At 31.0% G+C, this 16,549-nt stretch carries 19 protein-coding genes; 18 read left to right on the plus strand and 1 reads right to left on the minus strand.

Going from position 1 to position 16,549, the window contains the following annotated elements; genetic code table 11:
• Window positions 1-650 precede the first annotated feature (650 nt).
• Entirely contained in the window at window positions 651-1,709 is a 1,059-nt protein-coding gene (locus AC0L5U_RS14495) for a 2Fe-2S iron-sulfur cluster-binding protein (RefSeq protein WP_473417149.1), read from the minus strand.
• A gap of 111 nt (window positions 1,710-1,820) precedes the next feature.
• On the opposite strand from AC0L5U_RS14495, the gene AC0L5U_RS14500 reads away from it, so the two are divergent.
• From AC0L5U_RS14500 to AC0L5U_RS14585, 18 genes are all read left to right on the plus strand, one after another.
• On the plus strand, window positions 1,821-2,159 hold the full coding sequence (locus AC0L5U_RS14500) for a PadR family transcriptional regulator (RefSeq protein WP_473417150.1): 339 nt from the start codon (window positions 1,821-1,823) through the stop codon (window positions 2,157-2,159).
• Between the two features lie 123 nt (window positions 2,160-2,282).
• Window positions 2,283-2,684: a DUF2059 domain-containing protein gene (locus AC0L5U_RS14505; protein ID WP_473417152.1), complete on the plus strand. Its 402-nt coding sequence runs from the start codon at window positions 2,283-2,285 to the stop codon at window positions 2,682-2,684.
• 89 nt (window positions 2,685-2,773) lie between these two features.
• Complete coding sequence (locus tag AC0L5U_RS14510) at window positions 2,774-4,168, plus strand: DUF5687 family protein (RefSeq protein WP_473417153.1); 1,395 nt, start codon at window positions 2,774-2,776, stop codon at window positions 4,166-4,168.
• Between the two features lie 14 nt (window positions 4,169-4,182).
• Window positions 4,183-4,878 carry an ABC transporter ATP-binding protein gene (locus AC0L5U_RS14515; RefSeq protein WP_473417154.1) on the plus strand — a complete coding sequence of 232 codons (696 nt, stop codon included), beginning with the start codon at window positions 4,183-4,185 and terminating at the stop codon, window positions 4,876-4,878.
• 74 nt (window positions 4,879-4,952) lie between these two features.
• Window positions 4,953-5,390, plus strand: a complete 438-nt coding sequence (locus AC0L5U_RS14520; RefSeq protein ID WP_473417156.1) for a hypothetical protein — start codon at window positions 4,953-4,955, stop codon at window positions 5,388-5,390.
• Window positions 5,391-5,856: 466 nt separating this feature from the next.
• Window positions 5,857-8,415: a type IX secretion system periplasmic lipoprotein PorW/SprE gene (porW, locus tag AC0L5U_RS14525; RefSeq protein WP_473417157.1), complete on the plus strand. Its 2,559-nt coding sequence runs from the start codon at window positions 5,857-5,859 to the stop codon at window positions 8,413-8,415.
• 15 nt (window positions 8,416-8,430) lie between these two features.
• On the plus strand, window positions 8,431-8,862 hold the full coding sequence (locus AC0L5U_RS14530) for a bactofilin family protein (protein ID WP_473417158.1): 432 nt from the start codon (window positions 8,431-8,433) through the stop codon (window positions 8,860-8,862).
• Window positions 8,807-9,052 carry an AtpZ/AtpI family protein gene (locus tag AC0L5U_RS14535; RefSeq protein ID WP_473417160.1) on the plus strand — a complete coding sequence of 82 codons (246 nt, stop codon included), beginning with the start codon at window positions 8,807-8,809 and terminating at the stop codon, window positions 9,050-9,052. Before AC0L5U_RS14530 ends, AC0L5U_RS14535 begins: the two co-directional genes overlap by 56 nt.
• A complete protein-coding gene (locus tag AC0L5U_RS14540) occupies window positions 9,053-9,451 on the plus strand; it encodes a DUF6168 family protein (RefSeq protein WP_473417162.1) in 399 nt (132 codons plus the stop codon).
• Window positions 9,452-9,554: 103 nt separating this feature from the next.
• Window positions 9,555-10,676 (plus strand): F0F1 ATP synthase subunit A, encoded by a 1,122-nt coding sequence (gene atpB / locus AC0L5U_RS14545; protein WP_473417165.1) that lies wholly within the window; start codon window positions 9,555-9,557, stop codon window positions 10,674-10,676.
• A 39-nt stretch (window positions 10,677-10,715) separates the two neighbouring features.
• Window positions 10,716-10,907, plus strand: a complete 192-nt coding sequence (gene atpE / locus AC0L5U_RS14550) for an ATP synthase F0 subunit C (RefSeq protein WP_033959615.1) — start codon at window positions 10,716-10,718, stop codon at window positions 10,905-10,907.
• An 88-nt stretch (window positions 10,908-10,995) separates the two neighbouring features.
• Window positions 10,996-11,496 (plus strand): F0F1 ATP synthase subunit B, encoded by a 501-nt coding sequence (locus AC0L5U_RS14555; protein WP_473417167.1) that lies wholly within the window; start codon window positions 10,996-10,998, stop codon window positions 11,494-11,496.
• Between the two features lie 7 nt (window positions 11,497-11,503).
• Window positions 11,504-12,040, plus strand: a complete 537-nt coding sequence (atpH, locus tag AC0L5U_RS14560) for an ATP synthase F1 subunit delta (RefSeq protein WP_473417169.1) — start codon at window positions 11,504-11,506, stop codon at window positions 12,038-12,040.
• A gap of 6 nt (window positions 12,041-12,046) precedes the next feature.
• Window positions 12,047-13,621, plus strand: a complete 1,575-nt coding sequence (gene atpA, locus AC0L5U_RS14565; RefSeq protein ID WP_473417171.1) for a F0F1 ATP synthase subunit alpha — start codon at window positions 12,047-12,049, stop codon at window positions 13,619-13,621.
• A 52-nt stretch (window positions 13,622-13,673) separates the two neighbouring features.
• Window positions 13,674-14,534 carry an ATP synthase F1 subunit gamma gene (atpG, locus tag AC0L5U_RS14570; protein ID WP_473417172.1) on the plus strand — a complete coding sequence of 287 codons (861 nt, stop codon included), beginning with the start codon at window positions 13,674-13,676 and terminating at the stop codon, window positions 14,532-14,534.
• Between the two features lie 152 nt (window positions 14,535-14,686).
• A complete protein-coding gene (locus AC0L5U_RS14575; protein ID WP_473417173.1) occupies window positions 14,687-15,529 on the plus strand; it encodes an alpha/beta fold hydrolase in 843 nt (280 codons plus the stop codon).
• Window positions 15,530-15,532: 3 nt separating this feature from the next.
• Entirely contained in the window at window positions 15,533-16,024 is a 492-nt protein-coding gene (locus AC0L5U_RS14580; protein ID WP_473417174.1) for an RNA polymerase sigma factor, read from the plus strand.
• Window positions 16,021-16,482, plus strand: coding sequence for a hypothetical protein (locus tag AC0L5U_RS14585; RefSeq protein WP_473417175.1), 462 nt, complete (start codon window positions 16,021-16,023; stop codon window positions 16,480-16,482). Before AC0L5U_RS14580 ends, AC0L5U_RS14585 begins: the two co-directional genes overlap by 4 nt.
• Window positions 16,483-16,549: the final 67 nt, after the last annotated feature.

Below are 16,549 nucleotides of genomic sequence, written 5' to 3' on the forward strand. Positions count from 1 at the left end.
TAATTGTTTAGTTTTAGTTGAAAAAATTGTTAATCATTTAAATACCATAAATTCATTAAGCACATGTATTTATGCTAAATAAATCGCAAATTATTTAATCTTCAGAGTCAGAAGTAAATCATAATTACCCCAATTTCATCTGATTTTACCTTTTTAAGTTAATATTTGTGAAGAAAACTTCAGAAGAGGCCATATCTTCTTAGTTCAGTAATTTGTTTTTTCATAATTGTTTAGTTTTAGTTGAGTTTTATAAATTTATGAAATTTGTAATTTAGGCTAGACAAAAACTAGAAATTCATAATTTATAAGCCGTAAATATAATAATGTGTTTTTAATAAGCACTAAAAAATCAAAAAAAATTAAAATTTTAACTTTATTTAAATCCTAATTTTGAATTTATATTTTAATGTAAACAACTGATATGTAAATGTTTATAAAGTTGTATTTGAAGTTTTTAATAGGTTTTAGTTTAATTTTCAAATATAAAAATTGTTTCATATTTAAAATTTTTTAAACATTTTTTATTAGAAAGTATTGTAACAAATTAATACTAAAAATTAAGCAAATGAGTTTAAATTGAAAGAAAAATATGTGTTTTTAAAGAAAAAAATACTGGTTAGTATTCAAATATCAAAAAAATGAAATTAACACTATACATCATCGTAATCAACCACAATTTTCGGAGTAGAAGGATGTGCTTGACAGGTCAAAATTAAACCTTCAGCAATTTCACTTTCTGTTAAAATATTGTTTTGACGCATAGTTGCTTCACCTTCTTTAATTTTTGCTAAGCAACTACTACAAATACCACCTTGACATGAATATGGTGCATCAAGATCTTCATCTAATGCAGCTTCTAGAATGGTTTGTTTTGCAGACATTTCAAAAGAAGTTTCTTCATCGTCAACGATTACTGTAATTTTTGTTTTCCCTGAAACTGTAGCTGTTTCCTGTTTGATTTCGGCAGGTTTGGCTGCTTTAAATAATTCAAAATGGATACGGTCTTTTTCAATTCCATGCCCTGTCAAAACATCCTTTACTGTATGAATCATGGGTTCTGGGCCGCACAAATAAAAGGCATCAACTTCAAGGTGTTTGTGCTGATTTTTCATCACGTAATTAACGGTGCTTTTCTCTATACGTCCAAATATGGCATTATCTTCATCTGTTTGACTAAAAACAAATTGAATTGAAAAACGATCTTTATATTGATGTTGAAGCTCCAAAAGCTCATTCAAAAACATGGTATCTTTAGTGGATTTATTTCCATAAACCAAAATTACTTTACTATGCACTTCCTCTTCTAAGGCACATTTAATGATGCTTAAAACAGGAGTTATACCACTTCCAGCAGAAAATGCTGCTATGTTTTTAGTTTTCTTATCGTTAGGCTCAAAAGTAAAACGTCCTTTCGGGGGCGCTACTTCTATATTGTCTCCCACTTTTAATGTGCTGTTCGCATATGCTGAAAATGTCCCATCCTTAACTTCCTTAACAGCTACTTTTAATTCACCACTTTTTGGAGAGGAACACAACGAATAATCTCTACGTACTTCATTACCGTTAATTACGGTTTTTAATGTAATATATTGACCAGCTTTAAAACTAAAGGTTTCTTCAAGATTTTCGGGAAGATTAAAGCTAAGACTTATAGCTTTATCAGTTTCTCTAGTAATTTTTTGTATTGAAAGTTTATGAAATCCAGACATGTTTGATTTTTTTCAAAAATAATAAAGCCATTACATTTTATCGGTGATTTTAAATAAAAAAATAATACATAATTATTTTATGCATAAGAAATTTATGTATATTTGAATGCAATGAAAAACTCAAATTTGTATAAAGGTAGTTTAACGACTATAATTTTAAAACTCTTAAATGAGAATGATAAAATGTATGGTTATGAAATTACGCAAAAAGTTAAAGAAATCACCAAAGGAGAACTCCAAATAACTGAAGGTGCGCTTTATCCATCTCTGCATAAGCTGGAAGCTGAAGGTTTATTAGATGTAGAGTTTACAAAAGTGAATAATAGAATGCGTAAATATTATAAGCTTACCGAAATGGGTACTAAAGAAACTGTTGATAAATTGGCAGAGTTAGAAGATTATATAAGAACAATGAGAGCCTTGGTAAATCCTAAATTTAGGTTTGAATGAACTATTCCATTGTTCAATAAATCATAGTTTTAATAAATTTGAATGAAAATAAAGTTTTAAACCCTGTAACATTTATCACAACATTTATACTAACAACAAAAGTTAACATTAATTAAATTTCAAATGAAAAAAATTCTACTAGTATTAACCATATTCTTCGGTTTTTCAATTCAAGCACAAGATACTTCAGAGTTCAAAACTGAAACTATTGAGTTTATTAAATTAACAGGAGCAACAAAAGCTTTTGATGATGCAATTAATCAAATTGGAGCCATGGTTTCAGAAGAGAATAAAGCGGTTTACACTAAAGAAGCTAAAGCAACATTAGCTGGGTTGTATGATAAAATGTCTGAGCTTTATATGGCTGAATTTACAAGAAGCGAAATTCAAGAACTAGTAAAATTCTACAAAACAGATTTAGGAAAGAAACTAGCAGGTAAACAAGTATCTTTAGCTCAAAAAGGTATGATGATGGGCCAAAGTTGGGGTATGGAAGTACAGGCTATTGCTCAAAAATACAACTAGTGTATAATGGCAAAGTATTTCTTAAGTTTAGAATGGAAATCTTTTTTAGATCTGCCAGTTTTGGTAAGAGTCTAGGCGTAAAAATCTTGATGGGATTTTTTGCACTTTATTTAATAGTAATATTCTCGTTTGTGGGTGTTGGGCTATATTCGGCGCTTAAAAAATTCTTTCCAGAACAAGACCCATTAATTATTGTAAACAACTATTTGTTTTATTGGATTCTGGGCGATTTAATTTTTCGATTTTTCTTTCAGAAATTACCAGTAATGAGTGTTAAACCATTATTAACCTTGCCTATTAAAAGATCGAAAGTTGTCAATTTTGTTTTAGGCAAATCTGCATTTTCGTTTTTTAATTTTTTACCACTATTTACTATAATTCCATTTGGGGTAACACTTTTATTTAACGATTACTTAACTAGTGCTGTGCTAATTTGGATGCTTGCATTGGCAATTACAACCTTAATTATAAACTACCTAAATTTTATAATAGAAAGTTTTTCGGCAAAAACAGAACTATCATTTTTACCTGTTATATTACTATCAGGTGGCTTGTTTGTATTAGATTATTTTAACATTATATCTTTCACTAGTATTGTTTCAAGTGGTTTTGAAGCTATTTATAATACTCCTTATTTGATTGCTGTTCCAATTTTAATTTTGATAGGGTTATACCTTTTCAATTTTAAACTGTTAAGAAAAAAGCTCTTTTTGGATAGCGGATTAAAAGCAGCAGTAAAAGAGGTAAATACTTCAAATTTAGAATGGACTAAAAGCTTTGGAGACATAGCACCATTTATGCAACTAGATTTAAAATTGATTTGGCGCAATAAACGAACAAAATCATCGGTATGGATGCTCGGAATGGGATTATTATACGGCTTATTTATATATCCAAACCCGAAATTTCAGGGTATGATACCGTTTTACATTTTTGTTGGTATTTTTTCAACAGGGATATTTTTAATGAATTTTGGACAATTCGTACCAGCATGGGATAGCAGTTATTATAAACTATTAATGAGTCAAAATATAAAGTATGAACAATACTTGAAGTCAAAATTTACCTTAATGGCATTGAGCGTCATCATCTTGTTTATATTGGGTATACCGTATGTGTATTTTGGATGGAAAATTTTATTTGCTCATTTTGCAGCAGCCATTTATAATGTTGGTGTGAACACTCATGTTATTTTATGGGGAGGCTCTTTCAATCGAAAAAAGATAAATTTAGACCAAAAAGCGGCGTTTAACTATCAGGGTACTGGCGCAGTTCAATGGCTTATAGGTATTCCTTTATTACTATTACCCATGTTGATATTTGGAATTCTCAATTGGTTATTAAATTTTGAAATTGCCTGTACAATACTTATTGCAATGGGTGTTTTAGGTATTGCTTTTCATCAAAAAATAATGCGCTTTATTAAAGGTAAATACTTAGAATCTAAATATAAAATGATTGATGCTTTCGATCAAGAAAACTAACAGAGCAACAGATTATGATAACAACATCAAATTTATCAAAAAAATATAATGGAAATCAAGTTTTAAATATTGAAGCTTTAGACATTCCAAAAGGACAAAGCTTTGGCTTAGTGGGGAATAACGGCGCTGGAAAAACCACTTATTTTAGTTTATTATTGGACTTAATTCAACCTACAACTGGGTATATTGTTACACACGATATACAAGTGAACAAAAGTGAAGATTGGAAACCTTTTACATCTGCTTTCATAGACGAAAGTTTTTTAATTGGGTATTTAACACCCGAAGAATACTTCTATTTTATTGGGGAATTACGCGGACAAAATAAAGCAGATGTAGACAAATTGGTATCTCAATTTGAGGATTTTTTTCATGATGAAATTCTTGGGAAGAAAAAGTACTTGCGCGATTTAAGTAAAGGCAACCAAAAGAAAGCAGGCATTGTAGCTGCACTTATTGGGAATCCAGAAGTTGTAATTCTAGATGAACCTTTTGCAAATTTAGACCCAACTACACAAATCAGATTAAAAAGTATAGTAAAAGATTTGGCTGAAAAACAAGGCGTTACAGTTTTAATTTCAAGTCATGATTTACTACATGTTACCGATGTTTGCGAACGTATTGTGGTGCTAGAAAAAGGTAAAGTGGTTAAAGATTTGATTACGAATGAAGCGACTTTAAAGGAGTTGGAAGTGCATTTTGCGAATTAGTATCTTACTTGACTTAGTCAGAAAAAATATAAACTTCGTCATTAATGGAGTTTATCTTTGTATTGTACATAATTATGAGAAATCTAAAAAAACATTTATTCAAATTTGTACTTCTGATTATTGGAATTTATTTTACATACGATTACTTTGATAACAGAAAAAAGATTGAGAATCTGAATTACGGAATCAAAGCTAACGAACTGAGAAAATCAATAAGTGTTCCCATTATCGATGACTATATGACAGCAGAAAGTAGACACGATGAATTTTTTGGGAATAGATGGGAATCGTGGAAAGAAAAACCTAAGGAAAATGAAATACTTCACGTCTGGAAAACCGTAATTCCTTCAGAAAATGAGAAATTTATATTGGACGAGGAAATGGACGCATTTCGGATAAAAGAACCAAATGAAAAAATAAGACAATTGAACATATACAGCAAAATAATTAATGACTCTATTTTGACCCGAACGGGAAGAACTTTTTTAATACTGACCCAAGAGAAACATTAGAACTGAATGAAGCTGGAGTAGATAGTGTCGTGAAAAGTTGGAAGTTAAATTATCTGATTAAAAAATAACTATGTACAACAATGACTATAAGTAATTGCTTGTTCTGTTCTTACTCGAATAATCCTGCGGATTTTCCTTTGGCTTGTTCCGTTTTTGCTAAATTATTGTATTAACAACACAGCTACTCATAGCCAAGACTATTAAACGAACTTACCAAAAAATAAAACAACTTTCATTTTAAATCTAAACCCAGCAAATATTGCAAGTTAGGGATTGAGGCATTTGTTGAAGCTCCCCAACCATAAGAGGTAACGACTGCCGAAAGCCCGACCCTTTAGGGTAACGTCCAAAAGACAATCAAAATTCCAAACATATTATAGGTTAATCGAAAAAGATGCTTATTTTTACCTTCTTACATACTATTTGTAAGACTTTGTAGTTATCTATAAACCAAATAAAAAAGGTGTTGAAAGTATATTTTAAACCTATATCATTAATATTATTCGCTGTTATTGTCATAACAAGCTGTTCTCGCAAAAAAAATAAGTTTTTAAGTAGAAATTTTCATGCTGTTACGGCAGAGTTTAATGCGTTGTACAATGGAAATATTGCTTTAGAACAAGGAAAAAGTAGCCTTAATGATAGTTATCAAGACGATTATTGGGATATTTTACCCATTGAGCGCATGCAAATTGATGAAGATGTTATTTTGCCTGGACAATCTAAAAATGAAAACTTTAGTCGTGCTGAAGAAAAAGCGGCGAAAGCAATTCAGAAGCACAGTATAAATATAGAGAGTAAGGAGTATAATCCGCAAATGGATGAAGCATATTTACTTTTGGGTAAAGCGCGTTATTTCGATCAGCGTTTTGTGCCTGCTCTAGAGGCGTTTAACTATATTTTATACAAATATCCGGCGAGCGATAAAATTAATCAGGCTAAGGTTTGGAGAGAAAAAACCAATATTAGGTTAGATAATGACGATTTGGCAATTAAAAACTTAAAACGTCTTTTAAAGCAGGAAGATTTAGAGGGTCAGGATTTAGCGGATGCCACATCTATGTTAGCACAAGCATATTTGAACACAAAAATAATTGATACAGCAATTACTCAGTTAGAAATAGCATCTAATGCTACAAAAAATAATGATGAGCGTGGGCGTTATCGTTTTATTCAAGGGCAGTTATATAATAAATTAGGTTATAAAGATAGCGCGAATATTGTGTTTGATAAGGTCATTGAATTAAACAGAAAGACCCCTAGAATATATATGATTAGTGCACATCTGGAAAAAGTTAAAAACTTCGATTACGAGAATGGCGATAAGTTAGTGTTGGCCGAACTATTAGAAGAATTAGAAACCAATAGAGAAAACAGGCCGTTTTTAGACAAAATTTACCACCAGATTGGGGCGCATCATTTAAAAAATGAATCTATCGAGATTGGGATGCGTTACTTTAATAAATCGCTACGAACAAATACTAGAGACCAGCAGTTGAAAGCTAGAAATTATGAAATTTTAGGGGATTTAACTTTTGATAAACGCTTGTATGCAGATGCTGGTGCGTATTATGATAGCACGCTTGGAAATTTAAAATTGAACTCTAAACCTTACAGAGTTATTAAGCGCAAGCGAGACAATTTAGAAGATGTTATTTACTATGAAGGCGTTGCGAAAGTAGATGATAGTATTTTAAGATTTGTGAATTTATCAGATGCTGAAAAGCTATCTTATTTTGAAGATTTTGTAGATAAACTAAAAGAAAAAGCTAAAGAAGAAAAGGAAAAAGCTGAAGCAGTAAAGCGTAATACAGGTTTTGCTACTGTAAATAATAGAATAGGAACTAGAGCTCCAAATCAAGGAAAACCTGGGGTTCCGGGACAAGGTACTCTATTCTATTTTTACAACCCAACTACTGTTGCTTATGGCAAAAATGAATTTTTAAAAACTTGGGGAGACAGACCTTTAGGAGATAATTGGCGATGGTCTATCAAGGCGCTTTCAGGAGGAGCAAATTCTAGTGCAGCTGGAGATATTACAGCAAATGCTTCAGAAGACGAATTATTTGATCCTCAGTTTTATATTTCTAAAATTCCTTCAGAAGAAAAAGTAATTGATAGTATTTCTAAAGAGCGCAATTATGCCTATTATCAATTAGGATTGATATATAAAGAGAAGTTCAAGGAATATAATCTTGCAAAAACGAAGTTTCAAAATTTATTAGAAAGTGATCCAGAAGATCGTTTAATTTTACCTTCAAAGTACAATTTGTATAAAATCTATGAAGTTTTAGGCGAAAATGATGAAGCTTCAATTGCTAAAGATGAAATTATTTCTAAATACCCTGAAAGTAGATATGCAGCTATACTAAGTAATCCTGATGCGGTATCGGAAAAAGACGAAGGTAGTCCAATTGTGCTGTATGAAAAACTGTATGATGTTCATTTAAATCAAGAGTATCAAACAGTTATTGATAAAAGCGAGGAATATATTAAAGCATTTGATGGCGATCCAATTATACCAAAATTTGAATTACTAAAAGCAACTGCTACTGGGCGTTTATATGGTTTCAAAGATTACAAGAAAGCCATAAATTACATAGCAGTTACTTACGCTAACACTCCCGAAGGACAACAATCACAAAAAATGGCACAAGAAATGCTGCCAAAACTGGAAAGTAAAGATTTTGTAAGCGATAGTATTTCGGAGAAGTTTAAAGTAGTTTTTAAATTTGACAAAAATAATACTGATAAAATTAACACATTTAAAACCACTCTAGACGAGGTTTTAAAAAACGTAAGACTTTATAATCTAAGCAGTTCTGTTGATATTTATGATACAAATACTACCTTTGTATTAATCCATGGTTTTAGAAACGGACAAATAGCAAAAACTTTTAAACAGGTATTATTAGATAAAGATGAGAATAAAATAAAAGAACCTTATTTTGCGAGTGTCATCTACAAATTATCAAATACTACAAATTCACAAGAATTTGGATACTTACTTAAATTTGAATACTAAATAAATCAAGACATTATGTTTTCTGATAATAAAAAAGATAAACCAATGATTGAAAATACATCAAACCAAAACATTATAGCCCAAGGGACTAAAATTGTTGGAGACTTTAATAGTGAAGGCGATTTTAGAGTAGATGGTGTTATAGAAGGCAATATAAAAACAACAGGAAAATTAGTTGTTGGAAAAGAAGGCTTTATAAAAGGTACGTTACAAGGTACAGATGCTTATTTTGAAGGTAAATTTTCTGGAAAATTGTCCTTATCGGGGACTTTAACTTTAAAATCTTCTGCGTTTATAGAAGGTGAAGTAATTGTTGGTAAGCTTGCTGTAGAGCCAGGAGCTACTTTTAACGTAACCTGTGTTATGAAAGGCACGGTAAAACCAATGAACAATGGCGGACAACAACAAATCCAACCCAAAAAACCAGAAGCCGGGAAAACAGCTTAAAAACGTTGCCATTTTATCGGGTATTGGAATTCAAATGGGTGTTATTATTTATCTATTTGTTATTTTAGGAAAGTGGTTAGATGGCAAATATAATGATGGAGATAAAGGCTTCATTATAATTATGACATTGCTAGGTGTCGGACTTTCATTATATACTGTTGTAAAACAACTCAATCGAATTAAATATTAAATGAGTAATCCTTTTTTAAGTTTTTCATTAAAAGCTATTGTAATACTAATAATTGTTTTTGGCATTCATCTTTTCATACTTAATAGTTTAGAGTTGCCTCTTTTTGAAAACAGAATTATACTTTCTTATGTGGTTAATTTAATATTAGTCATTACTATTTTTGGAGTGCTATATTTTTTAAAGAACAAATATAAAAGTCAGTTAGGATTTCTATTTTTATTCGGAAGTGCATTAAAATTTGCAGTCTTTTTTATAGTTTTTTACCCTTTTTATAAACTAGATGGTGCTATTTCTAAACTTGAGTTTGCCGCTTTTTTTGTACCATATGCATTTGGCTTAATATTAGAAACAATGAGCCTTAGCAAATGGTTGAATAAGATGGACGAAACCACTACTTAATGAGTTGAAAAACATGTCATAAAATAAAAACCAAAATAGTTTTTGTTTTTGAGATAAAAACATACCTTTGCACCGATTTTTAAGCCACTATTATTTAAGTGATATGCATAGAAAAATAGCTTTTAAGCCGATTACATTACTCTTACTTTTTATAACGTTCTTTTCTTATGCAAAAGATAGTGACCAACATGGGGACACTAAAAAGGACAAAAAGACGGAGATTAAGGAATATATTCAACATCACTTACAAGATTCCTACGATTTTAGTTTAACATCTTATACAAAAGAAAACGGTGAGCATGTTTATGTTGGCTTTCCATTACCAGTTATCTTGTGGGATAATGGATTAAAGGTGTTTTCATCGTCAAAATTTCATCATGGGGAAACTATTGCTGAAGTTGATGGTAATTATTACAAGCAACATCATGCTAAAATATATAAGGTAGATGGTCCAAATGGAGAAATTTTAGAAGATGAACACCATCATGCAACTAATGTAAAGCCTTTGGATTTCTCAATTACAAAAAACGTATTTGTTATTTTCTTGGTTTGTATTTTAATGTTTTTCTTATTCAAAGGATTAGCAAAATCATACGCAAATAATAATGGAATAGCTAAGGGTGTTGGAAGGTTTTTCGAGCCAATTGTAATGTATATTAGAGATGACATTGCAATTCCGAATATTGGCCAGAAGAAGTACAAAAAATACATGCCGTATTTATTAACGGTATTTTTCTTTGTATGGTTTATCAATATGTTAGGATTGACACCACTAGGTGTAAACGTAACTAACAGTATATCTGTAACTGTAGCTTTAGCTTTAATTACGTTTTTAATTACAAACTTTACTGGAACAAAAGATTATTGGAAGCATATTTTCGATCCATTAGGCGATTCTATGCCTTGGATAGCTAAAATTCCATTATACATTATACTAATACCAATTGAGGTTTTAGGGATTTTTATTAAGCCTTTTTCGTTATTAATTCGTTTGTATGCAAATATTAAAGCAGGACATATTGTATTAATGAGTTTAATTGGTTTAATGTTTTTATTTAAGAGTTGGTTAGGTAGTCCTTTATCATTTGGATTAGCCTTTGCAATTTCTTTAATCGAGTTGTTAGTAGCATTGTTACAAGCATATATTTTCACAATGTTATCAGCACTTTATTTTGGTTTTGCTGCAGAAGAGCACGATCATCATGAAGAGGCTCACGCACACTAGTGCATTTAATTTGAATATTAATTTTTAAATATATTTATTATGGAAATTCCAGTAATGGTAGGTGCAGGTTTAGTAGTAATTGGAGTAGGTATTGGTATTGGTAAAATTGGTGGTTCAGCTATGGAAGCTATCGCTCGTCAACCAGAATCATACGGAAAGATTCAAACTGCTATGCTTATTGCAGCTGCGTTAATTGAAGGTATTGGATTTGCTGCTTTATTCGCAGTATAAACTAAACACTTTAAGAAGTAATCTTGTAACGGTTGGTTGCAAGATTACTTTGATTTAAAAATTAAAAACATAATAGAGTAAATACATTATGGAAAAGTTATTAGAAGAATTTTCGATTGGGTTGTTTTTTTGGCAATCAGTATTGTTTTTAGCATTATTATTCTTACTAAGAAAGTTTGCTTGGAAACCAATTTTAAATGCTGTTAACGAAAGGGAAGAAGGTATTAAAAATGCATTAGACTCTGCTGAAAAAGCAAAGTTAGAAATGGAAAATCTTCAAGCTGACAATCAAAAATTATTAAAAGAAGCAAGAGCAGAGCGTGAAGTAATGTTGAAAGAAGCAAGAGATATCAAAAACAAAATGATTGAAGATGCTAAAGGAGAAGCTCAAGCCGAAGCTGCTAAATTGCTTTCACAAGCTCAAGCAAGTATTCAAAGTGAAAAGAAAGCTGCTATTGCCGATTTAAAATCGCAAGTTGCTAATTTATCTATAGATATTGCTGAAAAAGTCGTTAAGGATGAATTGTCAAATAAAGGTAAGCAAGAAAAGTTAGTGGAGTCTCTTTTGAGCGATGCAACTTTAAACTAAGGGTATTATGGCAGGAACAAGAGCAGCAATACGTTATGCAAAGGCAGTATTAAGTTTAGCCCTTTCTGAGAAAAAAGCAGATAAGGTTAATGATGATATGAAGCTTATTGCCAATACTATTGCCCAAAATGAAGATTTAGCTAATGTGCTTAGTAATTCTGTGGTTAAAACAGAAGCAAAAAAATCAGCATTGTTAGCAATTTTTCCAAAGTTAAATAAAATCAGTAACGGGCTATTTGATATTTTAATCTCTAACAAGAGAATTGATATTTTAAATGATGTTGCCGTCAAATATTCTGTTTTATTTGATGCCCATAACGGCAAGGAAATAGCAAAAGTTACTACAGCAGTTCCTTTAACAAAAGCTTTAGAAGCTAAAGTTCTTGCAAAGGTTAAGGAACTTACAAGTAAAACAGTTGAATTAGAAAGTATAGTTGATGAAAGCATCCTAGGAGGTTTCATCTTAAGAGTTGGAGATAAGCAATTTGATGCTAGTATCTCAAACAAACTAAATAAATTAAAAAGAGAATTTACATTAAATTAAAATAAGATGGCAGAAGTAAAACCAGCTGAAGTATCAGCAATCTTAAAACAACAACTTGCAGGATTTGAAGCATCCGCTTCATTGAATGAAGTAGGAACTGTACTTACTGTAGGTGATGGTATCGTTCGTGCTTACGGATTGTCTAACGCACAATATGGTGAGTTAGTTGAATTCGACGGCGGATTAGAAGGTATTGTACTTAACCTTGAGGAAGACAATGTTGGTATTGTATTACTAGGTGCTTCCATAGGAGTTAGTGAAGGATCAACTGTAAAACGTACAGGACGTATTGCTTCTATTAATGTTGGTGAAGGTATTGTTGGTCGTGTGGTTGACACTTTAGGTAACCCTATTGATGGTAAAGGACCAATTTCTGGTAAAACTTACGAAATGCCACTAGAGCGTAAAGCTCCTGGTGTTATTTTCCGTGAGCCAGTAACTGAACCATTACAAACAGGTATCAAATCTATTGATGCAATGATTCCTGTAGGTCGTGGACAACGTGAGTTGGTTATTGGTGACCGTCAAACTGGTAAAACAACAGTTTGTATTGATACCATCTTAAATCAAAAAGAATTTTACGATGCAGGTGAGCCTGTATATTGTATATATGTTGCTGTAGGTCAAAAAGCATCTACCGTAGCAAACATTGCTAAAGTATTAGAAGAAAGAGGCGCATTAGCTTACACTACTATTGTAGCAGCAAATGCATCAGATCCTGCTCCAATGCAAGTATACGCTCCTATGGCGGGTGCTGCAATTGGTGAGTATTTTAGAGATACTGGTCGTCCAGCTTTAATCATTTATGATGATTTATCTAAACAAGCGGTTGCTTACCGTGAGGTATCTTTATTATTACGTCGTCCACCAGGACGTGAGGCGTACCCAGGTGACGTTTTTTACTTACACTCTCGTTTATTAGAGCGTTCTGCAAAGGTTATCAATAATGATGAAATTGCTAAGGATATGAACGATTTACCTGATTCACTAAAACCATTAGTGAAAGGTGGAGGTTCTCTAACAGCTTTACCAATTATTGAAACTCAAGCAGGTGACGTATCTGCATATATTCCAACTAACGTAATTTCGATTACTGACGGACAGATATTCTTAGATGGTGATTTATTTAACTCTGGTGTTCGTCCAGCAATTAACGTAGGTATTTCTGTATCTCGTGTTGGTGGTAACGCTCAGATTAAATCCATGAAAAAAGTATCTGGTACATTAAAATTAGACCAAGCACAGTTCCGTGAATTAGAAGCGTTTGCTAAGTTTGGTTCAGATTTAGATGCTGTTACTTTAAATGTAATTGAAAAAGGTAAGCGTAATGTTGAGATCTTAAAGCAAGCTCAAAATGATCCGTTTACAGTTGAAGATCAGGTAGCAATTATTTATGCTGGATCTAAAAACTTATTAAAAGACGTTCCTGTAAATAAAGTAAAAGAATTTGAAAGAGATTTCATTGAATTTTTAAACGCTAAACACAGAGGTGTTTTAGATACTTTAAAAGCAGGTAAATTAACTGATGAAGTTACAGATACATTAAGTGCTGTAGCTAAAGATTTATCAGGTAAGTATTAAGCATAATTAATATTCCTTTGTAAAAAGGAATCTTTATTTCATATTTTAAAATATGGCTAACTTAAAAGAAATACGTAACAGAATATCATCCGTTTCTTCAACGATGCAGATTACAAGTGCTATGAAAATGGTATCTGCTGCAAAGTTAAAGAAGGCACAAGATGCTATTACAGCAATGCGCCCTTATGCAGACAAGTTAACTGAACTTTTACAAAGTTTAAGCGCGACACTTGATGCAGATTCTGGAGGTAAATTTTCTGAACAACGTGAAGTTAAAAAAGTATTGATTGTTGCAATTACTTCAAACAGAGGTTTGGCAGGTGCTTTTAATTCAAACATTATTAAGCAAGTTAATGTGTTAACTTCTGAGACTTACGCAAACCAAGAAGTGTCTTATGTTGCAATAGGTAAGAAAGCTAATGATGCCTTTAAAAAATCAAATAAGGTTATTGATAATCACAGTACAGTTTATGACGATTTAACGTTTGACAATGTTGCTGCTATTGCTCAGGACTTGATGGATAAATTTGTTGCAGGTGATTTTGATAAAATCGAAATTGTTTATAACAAATTCAAAAATGCAGCAACTCAAATAATTATGACCGAACAATTTTTACCAATTGTTCCTGTTGAAAACGCATCAGATTCTAATGTAGATTATATTTTTGAACCTTCAAAAGAAGAGATTGTAAACGAGTTAATTCCTAAGTCGTTAAAAACTCAATTATATAAAGGTATTAGAGATTCTTTTGCATCAGAGCATGGCGCACGTATGACAGCAATGCATAAAGCAACTGATAACGCAACTGAATTAAGAGATCAACTTAAATTAACTTATAACAAAGCACGTCAAGCAGCTATTACTAACGAAATCCTAGAGATTGTTGGTGGTGCAGAAGCTTTGAATAACTAGACATTTACAGTTATCATGCTGAACTTATTTCAGCATCTTAATAAAATACAAATGAAGCCTTACTTTTTAGTGAGGCTTTTTTATTTTAAACATTTATGTAACATTTTATTGATTTTGAATCTAAAGAGAAAATCAATTTAAAATTACATATCATGAATTTAATTAAAACATTAGTATTTAGTAGTATTATCTTTTTTAGCATTTTTTCAAATGCAAAAAGTAAAGCGTTTAATGTAGAAGTAATTGGCAAAGGAGAATCAGTATTGTTATTTCCAGGGTTTTCTTGTACAGGAGAAGTTTGGGATGAAGTAGTGCAAGAATTATCGAAAACAAATGAGTGTCATATTTTTACTTTTGCTGGTTTTGGAGGTGTAGCTTCAATTGAAACACCTTGGTTACCAAAAATAAAGACTGAAATTGAAAGTTACATCTTTGAAAACCATTTAGAAACATCAACTTTAATTGGTCACAGCCTAGGAGGAAGCTTGAGTTTGTGGTTGGCATCTGAAAACAAGTATAAATTCAATAAAATTATCGTAGTTGATGCATTACCTTCAATTGGAGCTTTGATGATACCTAATTTTAAGAGTGAAAATATAGTATATGATAATCCTTTTAATAAACAAATCTTAGCTATGGATGAAAAAGCTTTCGATACTATGGCCACTAACATGGCGTTAGGAATGACATCAAATAAAGAAAAACAATTAGTTATAAAAAATTGGATATTAAAGGCAGATAAGAATACTTACGTTTACGGTTATACAGACTTGTTAAAGTTAGATTTAAGAGAAAGTATTTCTAAAATAAAGGCACCAGTTACTGTTTTGGCGGCAACACTTCCTTATGGTGAAGAAATCGTGAAAAAGACATATAACGACCAATACAAAAGCCTTAAAGGATATACGTTAAAATTTGCGAAGGAATCAGCACATTTTATTATGTACGATCAACCAGACTGGCTAATAAATACGATTAAGGCTGAAATTAAATAGAGTATGAAAAATTTAGAATATAAATTTGAAGAGATTTATAATAAACACTATCCAAAAGTACTCCGTTTATGTTTGGGTTACACTAATGGAGATATAATGCAGGCTAAAGATTTAACCCAAGATATTTTTATTAAAGTTTGGGGAAATTTAAAAACTTTTAGAAATGAATCTAGCATTTCTACATGGATTTATAGAATTACAGTAAATACATGTCTGGTAAGTTTTAGAAAGAAAAAAACAGTTGCTATTTCAAATCATCTTAATGGTTTAGAAAGCACGAACGATTCATCGATGGAAGAAGTAAAATCATTACAATTAAAGCAATTGTATAACTGTATTAACACACTTAAAAAAGCAGATAAGAGTATTATTCTATTAGAATTAGAGAATATGCCTCAGAAAGAAATAGCAGATATTATGGGATTAAGCCATGAAGCTATTCGAGTAAGAGTTCATAGAATAAAAGAAAAATTAACTAAATGTGTAAAGAAATGAAAACATTTGAAGACTTAAAATCAAATTGGCAAAATCAATCAGAGCAGGAGACACCGATAGGCGGTTCTAAATTAATTATAGATAAATTAAACTCAATAAAAAGGAAACAAAAAACAACTAACATTGTATTGAGCGTAACAGTTATAATTCTAATTGCTTTTTTCTTTTATGTAATGGCTTATAATAGTATAACTGCTGGATTGGCTCTTTTATTAATGGTTAGTTCATTAATTATTAGAATAGTTATAGAACATTTTAGTGTTAAAAAACTTAATAAAATTAGTCTAACATCTACTAATACTAGCTTTAAATCACAAATGATTAATTTTTACAAAAAGAGAATTAAAATACATTATATAATTACGCCTATTGTATTTTTACTTTATATATCAGGGTTTATTATACTATTACCTTTTTTAAAGCGTCACTCTCAAGTTGGTTTTATAATTATATTTTAGTTTCTGGAGTTGTTATATTAGTGATTTTGGGTTTATATATCAGAAAACAAATTCTAAAAGAACTAGT

This window comes from Jejuia sp. G7-7 (assembly GCF_055808955.1).

Excerpts from the sequence above, each read along its gene's own strand:
- AC0L5U_RS14535 (WP_473417160.1), top strand. The coding sequence starts at position 8,807 with ATGGCGGACAACAACAAATCCAACCCAAAAAACCAGAAGCCGGGAAAA.
- atpA (WP_473417171.1), top strand. The coding sequence starts at position 12,047 with ATGGCAGAAGTAAAACCAGCTGAAGTATCAGCAATCTTAAAACAACAA.
- atpH (WP_473417169.1), top strand. The coding sequence starts at position 11,504 with ATGGCAGGAACAAGAGCAGCAATACGTTATGCAAAGGCAGTATTAAGT.
- AC0L5U_RS14500 (WP_473417150.1), top strand. The coding sequence starts at position 1,821 with ATGAAAAACTCAAATTTGTATAAAGGTAGTTTAACGACTATAATTTTA.
- atpE (WP_033959615.1), top strand. The coding sequence starts at position 10,716 with ATGGAAATTCCAGTAATGGTAGGTGCAGGTTTAGTAGTAATTGGAGTA.
- AC0L5U_RS14495 (WP_473417149.1), bottom strand. The coding sequence starts at position 1,709 with ATGTCTGGATTTCATAAACTTTCAATACAAAAAATTACTAGAGAAACT.
- AC0L5U_RS14555 (WP_473417167.1), top strand. The coding sequence starts at position 10,996 with ATGGAAAAGTTATTAGAAGAATTTTCGATTGGGTTGTTTTTTTGGCAA.
- atpG (WP_473417172.1), top strand. The coding sequence starts at position 13,674 with ATGGCTAACTTAAAAGAAATACGTAACAGAATATCATCCGTTTCTTCA.
- AC0L5U_RS14515 (WP_473417154.1), top strand. The coding sequence starts at position 4,183 with ATGATAACAACATCAAATTTATCAAAAAAATATAATGGAAATCAAGTT.
- AC0L5U_RS14520 (WP_473417156.1), top strand. The coding sequence starts at position 4,953 with ATGAGAAATCTAAAAAAACATTTATTCAAATTTGTACTTCTGATTATT.
- AC0L5U_RS14580 (WP_473417174.1), top strand. The coding sequence starts at position 15,533 with ATGAAAAATTTAGAATATAAATTTGAAGAGATTTATAATAAACACTAT.
- AC0L5U_RS14510 (WP_473417153.1), top strand. The coding sequence starts at position 2,774 with ATGGGATTTTTTGCACTTTATTTAATAGTAATATTCTCGTTTGTGGGT.
- AC0L5U_RS14575 (WP_473417173.1), top strand. The coding sequence starts at position 14,687 with ATGAATTTAATTAAAACATTAGTATTTAGTAGTATTATCTTTTTTAGC.
- AC0L5U_RS14585 (WP_473417175.1), top strand. The coding sequence starts at position 16,021 with ATGAAAACATTTGAAGACTTAAAATCAAATTGGCAAAATCAATCAGAG.
- atpB (WP_473417165.1), top strand. The coding sequence starts at position 9,555 with ATGCATAGAAAAATAGCTTTTAAGCCGATTACATTACTCTTACTTTTT.
- AC0L5U_RS14540 (WP_473417162.1), top strand. The coding sequence starts at position 9,053 with ATGAGTAATCCTTTTTTAAGTTTTTCATTAAAAGCTATTGTAATACTA.
- AC0L5U_RS14505 (WP_473417152.1), top strand. The coding sequence starts at position 2,283 with ATGAAAAAAATTCTACTAGTATTAACCATATTCTTCGGTTTTTCAATT.
- AC0L5U_RS14530 (WP_473417158.1), top strand. The coding sequence starts at position 8,431 with ATGTTTTCTGATAATAAAAAAGATAAACCAATGATTGAAAATACATCA.